General features: G+C 65.5%; 13 protein-coding genes. 4 read left to right on the forward strand and 9 right to left on the reverse strand.

The features are described from left to right. Window positions 1-4: 4 nt before the first annotated feature. From menC to GO986_RS09920, 5 genes are all read right to left on the reverse strand, one after another. On the reverse strand, window positions 5-1,168 hold the full coding sequence (gene menC / locus GO986_RS09900) for an o-succinylbenzoate synthase (protein WP_157459137.1): 1,164 nt from the start codon (window positions 1,166-1,168) through the stop codon (window positions 5-7). 582 nt (window positions 1,169-1,750) lie between these two features. Next, window positions 1,751-2,254 (reverse strand): hypothetical protein, encoded by a 504-nt coding sequence (locus GO986_RS09905; protein WP_157459138.1) that lies wholly within the window; start codon window positions 2,252-2,254, stop codon window positions 1,751-1,753. Then, complete coding sequence (locus GO986_RS09910; protein WP_198170574.1) at window positions 2,247-3,164, reverse strand: DMT family transporter; 918 nt, start codon at window positions 3,162-3,164, stop codon at window positions 2,247-2,249. Before GO986_RS09910 ends, GO986_RS09905 begins: the two co-directional genes overlap by 8 nt. Next, entirely contained in the window at window positions 3,161-3,676 is a 516-nt protein-coding gene (locus GO986_RS09915) for a DUF1697 domain-containing protein (protein WP_157459139.1), read from the reverse strand. Before GO986_RS09915 ends, GO986_RS09910 begins: the two co-directional genes overlap by 4 nt. A 13-nt stretch (window positions 3,677-3,689) precedes the next feature. After that, window positions 3,690-4,115: a VOC family protein gene (locus GO986_RS09920; RefSeq protein WP_157459140.1), complete on the reverse strand. Its 426-nt coding sequence runs from the start codon at window positions 4,113-4,115 to the stop codon at window positions 3,690-3,692. Window positions 4,116-4,467: 352 nt separating this feature from the next. On the opposite strand from GO986_RS09920, the gene soxR reads away from it, so the two are divergent. Further along, on the forward strand, window positions 4,468-4,944 hold the full coding sequence (soxR, locus tag GO986_RS09925; RefSeq protein ID WP_157459141.1) for a redox-sensitive transcriptional activator SoxR: 477 nt from the start codon (window positions 4,468-4,470) through the stop codon (window positions 4,942-4,944). Here the strand turns inward: soxR and GO986_RS09930 are convergent. The 3 genes from GO986_RS09930 to GO986_RS09940 form a co-directional block, all read right to left on the reverse strand. After that, a complete protein-coding gene (locus tag GO986_RS09930) occupies window positions 4,919-6,073 on the reverse strand; it encodes a sensor histidine kinase (RefSeq protein WP_157459142.1) in 1,155 nt (384 codons plus the stop codon). The two genes, soxR and GO986_RS09930, sit on opposite strands and share 26 nt — an antisense overlap. A 64-nt stretch (window positions 6,074-6,137) precedes the next feature. Next, window positions 6,138-6,809, reverse strand: a complete 672-nt coding sequence (locus tag GO986_RS09935) for a response regulator (RefSeq protein WP_157459143.1) — start codon at window positions 6,807-6,809, stop codon at window positions 6,138-6,140. Window positions 6,810-6,897: 88 nt separating this feature from the next. Continuing rightward, entirely contained in the window at window positions 6,898-7,308 is a 411-nt protein-coding gene (locus tag GO986_RS09940; protein WP_157459144.1) for an SHOCT domain-containing protein, read from the reverse strand. A gap of 329 nt (window positions 7,309-7,637) precedes the next feature. Here GO986_RS09940 and GO986_RS09945 point away from each other — a divergent pair, with 329 nt between their 5' ends. Then, entirely contained in the window at window positions 7,638-8,237 is a 600-nt protein-coding gene (locus tag GO986_RS09945) for a GNAT family N-acetyltransferase (RefSeq protein WP_157459145.1), read from the forward strand. 461 nt (window positions 8,238-8,698) lie between these two features. On the opposite strand, the gene GO986_RS09950 is transcribed toward GO986_RS09945, so the two are convergent. Beyond that, window positions 8,699-9,709, reverse strand: a complete 1,011-nt coding sequence (locus tag GO986_RS09950; RefSeq protein WP_157459146.1) for a DUF4352 domain-containing protein — start codon at window positions 9,707-9,709, stop codon at window positions 8,699-8,701. A gap of 122 nt (window positions 9,710-9,831) precedes the next feature. On the opposite strand from GO986_RS09950, the gene GO986_RS09955 reads away from it, so the two are divergent. Both GO986_RS09955 and GO986_RS09960 read left to right on the forward strand, forming a co-directional pair. Continuing rightward, window positions 9,832-11,151 (forward strand): hypothetical protein, encoded by a 1,320-nt coding sequence (locus GO986_RS09955; RefSeq protein WP_157459147.1) that lies wholly within the window; start codon window positions 9,832-9,834, stop codon window positions 11,149-11,151. 433 nt (window positions 11,152-11,584) lie between these two features. After that, complete coding sequence (locus GO986_RS09960; RefSeq protein ID WP_157459148.1) at window positions 11,585-12,457, forward strand: carboxypeptidase-like regulatory domain-containing protein; 873 nt, start codon at window positions 11,585-11,587, stop codon at window positions 12,455-12,457. Window positions 12,458-12,498 lie beyond the last annotated feature (41 nt).

The following is a 12,498-nucleotide window of genomic DNA, read 5'->3' on the forward strand; positions in this document are numbered from 1 at the left end:
GGCCTCATCCCGCCCCCCAGGCTGTGACCTGCGGACTCGCCAGGGTAACGGTCTCCTTCATCCGGGTCACGCTGTCCAGAAACGGCAGGTCAAGCGTGACCCCGGTGCCGGGTCCCGGCGGCACGGGCATCAGGCCACTCTCGGTTTCCAGCGCCTCGCAGCTGATGTCGCGCGCCCAGTAGCGTGAGGAAGAGCTGGTGTCGCCCGGCTTGGTGAAGTTCTCCAGGGTTGCCAGGTGAATGTTGTGGGCGCGCCCGACCCCGCTTTCGAGCATGCCGCCACAGCACACCGGGGCGCCAAATGAGGCCGCCACGTCATGCACCCGCCGCGCTTCCAGGTAGCCGCCCACCCGCCCCACCTTGATGTTCACGAGGCGGCAGGCCCCGGTTTCCAGCGCCTTGCGAGCGTCCTGCGCGGTGGTGATGCACTCGTCCAGGCACAGTGGGGTCCGCATGAGGGCCTGAAGTTTGGCGTGGTCGCGCAGGTCGTTCCAGGCCAGCGGCTGCTCAATGTAGTCCAGACCCAGCCCGTCCAGCTCTAGCAGCGTGTTGAGGTGCGCCGGCGTATAGACGGCGTTCGCGTCTACCGTGACCGGCATGTCGGGTAAGGCGGCCTTCACGGCCCGCACGACCTCAACGTCCCAGCCGGGCTCAATCTTGAGCTTGATCCGCCTGTAGCCGCGCTCGGCGTGCGCGCGTGCTGTTTCGACCGTGGCCTGCACGCTCGGCTGAATCCCCAGTGAGACGCCGACCGGCACCGCGTCCCGCACGCCGCCCAGCAGGGCGGACAGCGGCCGCCCCAGGCTCCGGGCGTGCAGATCCCAGAAAGCCATCTCGGCGGTGGCCAGCGCCATGCGGTTGCCGCGTAGAAAAGAGAGGTGGCGCGTGAGTTCTTCGGGATTGACCCAGTCCCGGCCGAGCACTTCGGGCAGCACCGTTTCCCGCAGGAGGGCCAGTGCCCCTGACAGGGTTTCTTCGCGGTACTGCGGCCGGGCGTCCATCACCCCTTCGGCGGCGCCTTCCAGCCCTTCACCGAAGAGCCTGAGCAGCAGGAACGTCTTCTCGCCCACCACCCCGAAGCTGGTCCGGAAGGGCTGCAGCAGCGGCAGAGAAACGACGCGGAGTTCAGCGCGGTCAAGCCTCACGGTCAACTTGGCCTGCGGGGACATCTACGGGCAACCATCGCAACTTGGGGCACAGGGACATGGGCAGCTCCTGGGGAAACCTAAGGCGGGAACAGTGGTGCAAACTGTAGAAGATTTTGCAAGATGATACGCCTTTGCAGAAGCGCTTACAAGCGCTGACCTAAGTTCGGATGCCTGAAGGGTCTGTCAGGGTGCTGGTGAAACGCTGGTTGCGACGACTCAAAGTTCCCAGTTGAGCACAGTGAAGTGTGGGGACAAGGGGTGGGCGGCAGAGGCGTGAGACGCTCTGCCAATTCTTCCTCACTGTGTCTGGGCATGCGAGCGGGCGCCGGCTTCACACTGCATCACCGTGCCGTGGGGGAGTGTTGGCTGGACCGGGGCGGCATGAGACGAGAAATACCCCGAAGCTCATAGCTCGGGTTAAAAGGTCTATTTACCCCCGGCGCCCGTCACCAAGACCTCCGCCGGACCTTTTACAGGGTGAGCGGCGTAGCGCGCTTGAGACGCATGCCCTTATCTGGGGGACTGCCTTCAACGCCCTCAAAATGACCAAATCTTTCTTCAGTTAGGGTCTTTGTTTGGTCCTACGCGGTCACCCGCTTCCCCTCAGGTCGTGGACGTTGAGGCCGACGAAGCAGCGCTCTGCGCCTGCTGATCTTCCAGCGCCTTGTAGGCGCAAACCGCCGCCAGGGCGGCGACTTCTAGGGGCACGCCGCTGACGCTCAGGTCCACATCTTTGCCCTCAAACCGGCCGCCAATCCGGCCCTGCAGGCGCGCGCCCTCTTGTGTTAGGGCCACATCCTTGCCGTCCAGACGGCCAGAAAACCGGCCGTGGACCTGGCCACTGCCAATTTGAAGATGCACGTCGTCACCGTCAAGGCGGCCGCCCAGGCGCACATGAACCGCCTGAGGGGTGACCTCGCCATCGGCATCGAAGCCCGCGAAGGTGCCGCCAATGCGGCCGTCTACGTCGCCCGCGCGCACTGTCAGGTGAATGTCCTTGCCTTCAAAGCGCCCGCCAATGCGGCCCGAAAGACGCTGACCGTCCCAGTCGGCATGCAGGTCATAGCCATTGGTCAGGCCGCCGATGCGTCCGTGCAGTTCACTCATGCGTGTGGGTACGCGGCCTGGGGCCCGCGGGTTGCGTGGCGGCCAGTGCCACACCTGCCACGCAGAGCCCCAGCCCGGCCAGCGACCACAGGCTCAGCCGCTCGCCGTACAGCACAAAGGCTTCCAGAACGGCCAGGGGCGGCACGAGATAGAACAGACTCCCCACCTGCGCGGCTGGGAGGTCGCGTAGCAGGCGCATGAGCAGCAGGATGGCGCCCACCGACAGCACCAGCACCAGCCAGGTCAGCGACAGGATAAATTCCGTGTTCCAGTGAATGGTGCCGCCGCCCTGAGCCAGCAGGATCAGCCCCATCAGCAGGGCGCTGGCGAGGTACTGCACCGTAGTTCCGCCCAGGAGCGGCATCCCGGCTCCGTACCGGCGCTGGTACAGCGTGCCCGCTGTGGTGCAGGCCAGGGCGATCCCCGCCGCCAGTAGCGCGCCGGCGCTGAGGCTCCCGGTGCCCACCGGTCGGCCCACGACCACCAGCAGCACGCCGACAAACCCCAGGCCCAGCCCGCTCCATTGCCGCGCCGTGACCGCTTCGCCCAGCACCGGCGCCGACAGCAGCGCCGTCAGCAGGGGTTGCAGGCCCACCAGCACACTGGTGACGCCCGCTGGCAGCCCTAGATGGATGGCTACAGTGACGCCGCCCAGGTAGCCGGCGTGCAGCAGCAGGCCCGTGACCGCCGCGCGCCGGGCCTGGGCCGGCGTGGGCCAGGGGGCCCGCAGCGCAGCGGTCAGCAGCGCCATCAGTAGGGCCGCGAGCACGAACCGCACGCCCAGAAACGCAAACGGGTCGGCGTTGCGGGCCGCGCCCTTGGTGCCCAGAAAGCCGGTGCTCCACAGCAGCACGAACAGCAGTGGCGCTGCGCCCAGGAGGGCCGTCTTCAGGCGCGGGGCTGCGTTCACAGCCGCCCGGCGATGGCCTGCACGGTGCGCCAGTTGCGGACGGTACACGGCACCCCCAGCACCCGGGTCAGCGCGGCCTGGGACAACCGCAGGTTCCGCGTGCCTTCGGGCACCGTCTGGTACACCTGCGCGCCTATCAGGGCCCAGCGTTCGGGGGTCACGTCGCGCGCTTGTAAGGTGGCCACGGCGTCCGGTCGGGGCCCACGTGCCAGAAACGCCACGCTGACCGGCTCCGTCAGCAGATGGGCGGGACAGTGCCGCGCGGCCTGCCGCCAGTCTTCGGCCGTTCGCAGGGTCACGGGAATGGCGAAGCCAAAGTGAGTGCCCAAAGCCGCTTCCAGGTTCTGGCCCAGGTTAGGGTCCGGATCGGCGTCGAACAGGGCGTTGCCGCTCTGAATGTAGGTCTGCACGCCGGTCAGGCCCAGCGTGCCCAGCAGGGTGCGCAGTTCGGCCATGCTGACCTTGCGGGTCTGGCCTAGATTCACGGCGTGCAGCAGGGCGACAAACCTCATGCCTGAGGTTGTATCAGGTTGCCGGAGGCAGCTTCGGCCATGACCGGGTACACAGCACCAGCCGGTAGCCGTCGGGGTCCTGCACCGTGACGCCCCACTCGTCCCAGTAGGGGTTCAGAGCGGCCACGCGCTGACCTCCACACTGCTCCAGGCACTGAATGACCTCCGCTGGCACGGGCCCATCCAGGTACAGCACCAGCAGGTCCTCGGCAGTCGGGGTGGGCGTCACAGTCTGGTCGCGTGCGTGCGTCAATTCCAGATGCCAGGCCGCGCCCGGCAGACCCAGCATGAGCAGGTCGGCAAACCCGTCTCCGCAGCTTTGCCACAGCACCTGGAGGCCCAGGCCGTCCTGATAGAAGTGCTGTGCGGCGGCCAGATTCCGGCTGGGCCGCGCCAGCCGCAGGTGCAGGGTAGGCGACAGGGCAACAGAGTGGCTCATGATTGACCACCATAAGCAGGCTGGAAGTTCGCAGAATGAGCGGTCCAGCCTCGCAGCGACGTGCGTGGACCACGCTTGAATCGGCTCGGTGCTCCTTTGACGAGGAAAATCATCCAGCGTTCTGCCGGATGACTTCCGAATGGGGACAGGAGGTGCAAGGTGGATTCCGGTCGTGGCGTGGTCCCCTCGGGTCTGGCCCACGGCAGATGTATGAGGCCGTGCCTGGCCTGGGAAGGCGGCCCAGGGCCGTTCAGGCGCAGGCGCCGCAGAGAGGCTGTCGCCGCAGGAACAGAAAGGGTCATGCCTCTACCCTAGAACCTCAAGTACACTTGAGGTCAAGAGGTGACCTGCTTTGACTGTACTCACCCCAGCTGAAGTGTCGGCCCGCAGCGGTCTGGCCGTGAGCGCGCTGCACCACTACGAACGCGAGGGGCTGATTGCCAGCACGCGCACGGAGGGTGGCCAGCGGCGCTATGCCCGCGACACCCTGCGTCGCCTGGCATTTATCCGTGCGGCGGCGCGGGTGGGGGTGTCGCTGGCCGAGATTCGCGCGGCTCTGGCCACCCTGCCCGGCGGGCGCGTGCCCACGGCGGCCGACTGGGAGGTGCTGGCGGCGCGCTGGCAGGCCGAACTGGACGACCGCATCGCCGCACTTCAGCGCCTGCGCAGCGACCTGAGCAGCTGCATTTCCTGCGGGTGTCTGTCGCTGGACACCTGCGCGCTGCACAACCCTGGTGACGACTACGCCCGCGCACACCCGTCAGGCAACCGCCTGCTGGGCCGAAACGAAAGCGGCGCTGAGGTCAGGCGCCGGGCAAGCGCACCGTAAATTCTGCGCCGCCCTCTGGATGGTTGCGGGCGTCCAGCTGCCCACCCTGAGCGTCGGTCAGGGCGCGGGCAATCGCCAGGCCCAGGCCGCTGCTGGCGCGGCCCTGTGGGTCCCGGGTGCGGCTTGCGTCGGCGCGGTAAAAGCGCTCGAAGGCGCGCGACAGGGCGCTGGGGGAAAATCCGGGGCCGTGGTCGCGCACGCTCAGTAGCCCCTGCCCGCCTTGAAGGGCTGCCCGAAGTTCCACCGGGCCCGGCGCGGCATAACGCAGGGCATTGTCCAGCAGGTTCTGAAGGGTCTGGCGCAGCCGGTCGGGGTCAGCCTGTACGGGCACAGGGCCGCCCGTTTGAACAGTGAGGGTGACGCCCACGTCAGCCGCCTGGCGGGCGTAGGTGTCGGCAAGCGTACGCAGCACTTCACCGGCGTCAACCACCTCTGGCTTCAGGGTCAGGGCGCCGCTTTCAGCCAGGGACAGCAGGCGCAGGTCCGTGACCAGCCGGGCCAGCAGCAGCACCTCGCCGTGCAGCCGCGCCAGGGCGGCGCTGTCCACGGGCTGCACGCCGTCCTGCATCGCCTCGATCTCTGAACGCAGCACGGCCAGCGGGGTGCGCAGGTCGTGGGCAATGTCGGCCACCAGCCCGCGCCGCCACGCTTCCTGCCGCGCCAGGCTCAGGGTGAGGTCATTAAAGGCCCGCGTCACGGCCCCCACCTCGTCCTGCCGGGGGGGCATGGGCAGGGCCACGTCCCGCGCGCCAGCCTGAAGACGCTGTGCGGCGTCGGCCAGGCGGCGCAGCGGCCAGGTAAGTTGCCGCGTCACCAGCGCCGCCACCACGGTGGAGAGCAGCGTGCTCACCAGCGCTGCCCGCACCGCGCCGCCCATGATGGTGTGCCCGGCATTGCGGACCAGCAGGTCCCATTCGGCGGTGGTCAGGGGCGCGGCGGTGTCGGGCCGGAAGTCGGCCAGCACGCGCAGGGTGGTGCCGACCGTCATACTGGTGGTCAGGACCACGGCCAGCAGCGCAGTCAGGGCAAAGGCCCGGCCCAGCCGTGCCCGCAGGCCCCAGGGCCGGCGCCCCTTGCGCCCCAGGCGGCGCTGGAAGCTGGGGGGCAGACCGGAGGAACGGCGGCGCATTACCCCGCGCCTCCGGTCTGCCACTGTAAGGTTGCCGGTGCCGTGCATCCCCCGGTGCCCTTGCTCAGGCCAGCCATAAGCGGTAGCCCACGCCACGCACAGTGTCGAGCAGCCCGGCGTCGGCCCCAAATTTGCGCCGCAGATTCTTGACGTGGGCGTCGACCGTGCGCTCATCGGTGCCGCGCTCCAGTCCCCCCAGCGCCGCCAGAAGCTCGGCGCGTGAGCGCACCACGCCCGCTTCCCGCGCCAGCAGGGCCAGCAGCCGGACCTCGGCGGCGGTCACGTCCAGGTCGGTGCCGTGCAGGTTGACCCGGAAGGCGGCAGGGTCCACGGTCAGCGGGCCCGCGTGCAGGGTGCCGCTCACATCCGTGGCCGCGCCTGCCCGGCGCAGCACCGCTTTGACACGCGCCACCACCTCGCGCGGGCTGTACGGTTTGACCACATAGTCGTCGGCGCCAATGCCCAGGCCCAGCAGGCGGTCAATTTCCTCATCGCGTGCGGTGAGCATGATGATCGGCACGTTCGATTCGGCGCGCACCCGCCGCGCCACCTCCAGCCCGTCCAGTTCCGGCAGCATCAGGTCCAGCAGAATCAGCGCTGGGCGGGCCGCGCGCCACAGTTCCAGCGCGCGGCGCCCGGTGGCGGCCCTTTCGGTGTGGAAGCCCTCGCGGCGCAGATAGCCGTCCAGAATGTCGGCCAGACGCGCCTCGTCTTCCACGATCAGAATCGTGCTCATCAGGAGTCCTATTGTTCACCAGAGCTGGGCAGGGGCGTGACGATCTGAACTGGGTGCTGCGTCCTGTCCGTCACGCCGGCCTCCGCCGTCAGAGTTTCAGATCTCCCTCGGCCTCAGGTTGCCCGGACTGACCAGGCTTGTGCTCACCGCTCAGGGTACGGCGCAGGGCCTCATACTCGTCGGCGTTGATCTCGCCTTTGGCGTAGCGCTCGCGGGCAATCTGCTGCGCCTGATCGGTCATGAAGCGGCTCCGGCCCTGGCGGAAGGTCTCGCGCAGGTGGCGAACCTCCTCGGGCATCTGGCCGGGTCCACCAAAGCGGTGCAGGCGTCGGCGCCTCAAGAAGAGAAAAGCGCCTATCCCCAGGGCCACCAGCAGGAAGCCGGGTGGGCCGTCGTGGCGTGGCGCCGACAGGGGACCGTACCCGTAGGGCACACCTTGCAGGGGCAAGTAAGTCTGAGGGACAGCCTGGGCAGGGGCGTTGTTGACAAAAATATCCATTGAGAGAGCTCCTTTCGCGGGGCCAGGTGGCCTTCTCGCGTGCTCAGAAGGTACGGTCAGCGCCGTGAAGGGTGCGGGAAGCCTATGTGAACTGGGCGTGAATGCGGACCCCGCTCTGGAGGAAGGCTCACTGGTTCTATTAACTGAACGCCAAAGCGAGCCGTGCTGAAGCGAGTTTCATTTGAAAGGCCGTGGGCAATGGCGAGCTACAACAGTCTGCCTGGAGCGGCCCATTCACCATCTACCTCAGGCCAGTCATGAAGCGCATGGCGAAGATTGAGCCTGCATGTGTCACTTCCCGGTCATTCCCAGCCTGTCAGGCTCTAGGCATGACCGATCTCTCTTCCTTGCTGGCGGCTCTCCCTTCTCTCCGTACACCCCGCCTTCTTCTGCGGCCCCTCGGCCCCTCCTACCTCAATCAGGTCATGGCCAGCTTGCAAGACCCTGAAGCCATGCGGTTAACAGGGACGGCCACTCAATTCACCGCTGACCAGGTGTCGCAGTTTCTGACCGCAGTTCAGGGTGCGGAGAACCGCGCCGACTGGGCCATTCTTCGGCTCTCTGACGGCCTTTACCTGGGAGAAGCCGTGCTGAACGATCTGGATGCGAGGAACCGCAGCATGAATTTTCGCATCGGCCTGAGTAGTTCCGAGGTCTTTGGTCAGGGTTACGGCAGCGAAGCGACGCAGGCGGTGGTGCGCTACGGGTTTGACCACCTGGACCTTCACCGCATCAGCCTCGGGGTCTACGCCTTTAATCCCCGTGCGCGCCGGGTCTACCACAAATGCGGCTTTATAGATGAAGGACTGGAACGTCAGGCCCTGCACTGGGAGGGGGTCTGGGTGGACCAGTACCGAATGGCCCGGCTGGCTACTGACCCGGCGGGCGAGATGGAGAGCATGCCCTACGAGGTGGTCTCCAAAGATTAAGAGTGTGGGGTGATCGGGCGCGGCGTCTCACCCAAGCCCCTCTTGAGCCGCGTTGTAACAAGTTGCCGACTCAAGATCAAAGCGGCCAAGGCTCATCCTTGGCCGCTTTCAAGACTGCGGCCAGAACAATGCTGGGCAGCCCTGCTGCTCAACTGCCCTGGCAGAAGCAGCTCATATCTTGTTGGTCAAATCGGAGGCTGACTGGCCAACAAACTCGAATCTATTCCCAGGCTGTCTGACCAAACCATCCTGACTCAAGGCTATCTCGGTGGTCATAAACAGTCCCCGAGTGAGCTGGTCAGCCTCCGTCAAATGAAAACCCACAGCAGAGAGGGAGGCTCTGCTGCATCAATCTCGGCACCCTGTGCAACGCCATGCGTATGAAGGCCGGTCCAGAGCAGAGGCCCTAAGCATCGACTCTGGACTGGCCTCAACACTCCCAAGTCCTGACAGGCAGGCCGTTACTTCAGAGCACTCACGTCAAACAGCAGGGTGTGGCTGTAGCCTTCCTGAAAGACAAGGGTCTGCAGAGGGGTGCCGTCCGGCACTTCAAACACGTAGCGCGCCCGGTATTCTGCGCCAGGGGCAAGTTTCAGGCCCGGTCCTCCCTCGCCTCTGGCCTTGAGAACCGTGAGGTAGCGCAGCCGCTCTCCGTCGGCGTCCAGAATTTCGGGCATCAGGGTTTGCAAACCCAGGTAGCGCTCCTGCGGCGCTTGATTCTTGAGCACCACGGTGGCCACAACGTAGCGGTGTCCACTGCGTGGGGCGCGGCCATCCAGCACTTCGGTGCTGAGGGCCGTCGTTTCCAGCCGCAGGTCAAAGCTCTCCAGGGGGTAGCTCTGGCCCACCTTGGCTGGCACGGCCCCCAACGCGCTGGCCCCACTGGCATCGGCAGGATCGGCGTAAGGCGCGGCCAGTGGGCCAGTTACCCGGCGCAGATCGTAGCGCAGCACGCCAGTGCCGGCTTCGTGTTCCACGATCAGCTTAGGCACCACGCCCGCTGCGGGCACCACGATGGCCGTCACGAACTCCAGAACCTGAGAAGGCTTGAGCTGCAAACCCACCAGTTCGCCGGTGGAAGCCAGGCCCACGCTGCGCACCGAGGGGCGGTTGATGTTCTGGGCGTCGACCGCCGTGAAAGTGAAGGACCGTGAGTCAAAGTACACGTCTTTCTTCTGAGGATTGGCCACGCGGAAGGTCAGGACCAGCAACTTTTGATCGGCCTTCGGGGTAAAGACCTCGTTCCCAACGATCACGCGCGAAACGCTGAAGGCAGCCTTCGTCAGGGTGAAATTGAGCGGACTGCTTTTGCCGAGGGTATAGGGCTGCTGGAGCGTCGCGTTCAGGCCCGCCAGCGGCACCGTCCCCTGTACAGCCGGTTTCTGTGTCGTCGGCGCCGCCGCGGCCTGGGCCGATTGACATGGATTCAGGAGGGCGAGGGTCAGCAGGGTCGTCCAGATCACCTTGTTCATGTGGCGACAGTAGAGGTGAGAGAGTGACACACCAGTGACAGGGGAGAGCCGTGCAGCTGTGGGGGGTTCGTTCCTCGGGCGGTGTCACTCAGGCGTCACGTTGCCTCTCTTACCGTCAGAGCATGAGGCTTTCAGGTCTTCGATTTCTCTTCCTAGGCACTCTTCTGTCCTGCTGGGCGCACGGCGCTGGTCTGGCCGGTGCTGATCACGACGGCAACGGCATTCGGGATGATATCGATGCGTATATCGCAGAACACACGCCTGCGGCGTCGCCTGAGCGGGAGGCTGTTCAGGACTACGCGCGCGGTCTTCAGCGTCTGGTGACAGGACAGCCACCTCAGGTCTCGCTGGACAGCACCCCAGTACTCTCTCTGATTCGCAGTGGCAACAAAAGCTGGGCGGAGTGGACGCGGGAAGTGAGAAGCCGAACGGTCAATACAGGCGCGCGGCTGGACGCTTACGCCGCAGCTGTGCAAAAGGCCGGGCCGCAGTTTCTTCCGCTCTACCCGATCGGCGAAGACGACTGCGCCAGTGGGCAGTGCACGGTCGTGATCTTTCAGAACGGCATTCTGACCACCGAGGAAACGGCGCTGAAGAGCATGTTGGCCCTGCGGCGGCTTCTGGGAGAGACGGCGGGGCCACAGCGCCTCCTGTACGCGCTGAACTACAACCCCACCGAAGGGTTGTTGGACCTTGTGGAGGTCTTCCGGCAGAAATTTGGCGAGCATGATCTGGGCGCCGCCCTGTTCGCCGGCACCTACGGAGAACCGGCGGCACTTTCAGCGGTCGCTGCTTCCCTTCTGGAGGCGAAACTCAGGGCTCAGACCACAGATCAGCTGCCCACCACAGTCGGCGGCTGGATGACCGCCCTGAGCAATCCAGGCAGCCTGCTTCCTAAAGCCAAACCTGTCCTGCCCACAGTTGACGAGGTCGCTGACACGACGCGGCAGTACGTTGAGGCCTACCTGGGGTCTCTCGTTCAGACGACGCTGCGCCTGAAGGACCGCGCAGCGAACTCCACGTACATGGACGACAATGCTCGGCAATTGACAGACGGTGTCGAGGCTTATCTCCGCCGGGGTCTGCGCGTCGTGCTGGTCGCGCACAGTCAGGGCAATCTGTACGCCGAGGTGGTCAACCGTGAACTTGAGCGGCGCGGTGTGCCGACCCAGCACTTTGCGGTCGCTGGGATCGCTGTTCCCAATGGGCATTCCCCGGCGAATGGCCCATACGTGTCAACGCAGGCAGACCTCGTGATCGGCGCTCTTCGCCTCATTTTTCCTGTGCTGGCGGCCAACGACCACACTGTGCCGGCGGCTCAACCTGGAAGTGCATTTCTGGGGCACGCTTTTGTGGATGTGTACACCAGTCCGGGCTCGGCCGTCTCAAAGCGGGTCGCCGACGTGGTGTTACAGGCCATCGATCAGGTGAGTCGGCCGTGAATCCTCCTGGTCACGTCACTTTGCGGTTGTAATCGCAACGTCACTTGGGTTTTCCTGTGCAGGAGCAGTCCGGGACGTTGAGAAGCCGGAGCGGCCTGCTGCAGCTTTTTGGGCTGATCCTGACACCCTCCCAACGACCAAAACCCCAAGATGGCATTTGCATGACAGCGGCCAGCTGTGCGCCTGGGGCAGAGTGGGGCGAGGTCACACGGTCTGGAAAGCTGCGCCAGCAGTGGCTCCTGGCGCTCTGCAACTGGGCACAATACACGAAAAGCCCGCTGGGAACGCTCTTTTGAAGGCTAAGCGGCTGAGTCGCTGTGCCTGGGAGGTTCTCGCCTGCACCGCTGGTGAGGGCATCATCCCCGTGCCACCACTCAATTTCTAAAGTCTTTCTCAAGAGGAAGCCCCAGCGGCTTCTGAAGGAGGAAGACCCATGTTCCGATCACTGACTGTTACTTCTCTGCTGCTGTCTCTGGTTCTCGGCGCCTGCTCGACATCACCCGCAGGTGGAGGCGTGGTGCCGCCCGACCCGGTGCCCCTGCCTGGCGACCCCGGCCCCGTACCCAACCCCACCCCTGGCCCTGATCCCACCCCTGGTCCCAACCCCACGCCCGGTGATCCCGTTCCGCCGCCTCCCGGCGACACCTCGGCACAGGGCTTCATCACGGGCCGGATCGTCAACCAGTATGGGCAGCCCGTGGTCAATGCCGAGGTGGTGGCCGACAACACGCTGGCCTACAACAGCAACCTTATTACCCACACCGGCGCCGACGGCCGCTACAAGATCAGCGTGAACGGCATGCCCACCACCTTCAAAGTCAGCGCCAAAATCACGCTGAATTACCCGCCCTACAACCCGCAAGTGGATCTGGTGCCGGACGGCGAAACGGTGGTGCCTGGCAACGTGGGCGGCGTCGTGAACTTCACGCTCAAGCCTGGGACGTCTCAATACGGCAACCTGGGCATGATTCAGGTAGAAAACGGCGCTGGGTACTTCGTCGATCTGTCCAAGGTCGAACTGACGGTCAACTCGGTTGGGACGCTGGCCGATGGCAGCAGCGGCGTGTCCTTCAAGGTCAAGCCGACCCACCTGTGGAGCTGGTACGTCATCAACGTGATGTACGGCACCTACACCGTCACCGCCACCGAAAACGGCGTGCCCCTGGACGTCCGCAAGAAGTTTGACGGCGGAGAGCTGTACGAATGGCACAGCAGCTTTACCGGCGGCTTTACCAAGGACATGTGGGCGCCCAATCCGGTCATGAACCTCCAGCTCCGGCCGCACAACGACGATCCCACCCCCTGAACTGAACCCGCCCCCTCTCTAAGCCCTGAAGGCCCAGCCTC

It is taken from the genome of Deinococcus arboris (assembly GCF_009755355.1).
Lineage (GTDB): Bacteria > Deinococcota > Deinococci > Deinococcales > Deinococcaceae > Deinococcus > Deinococcus betulae.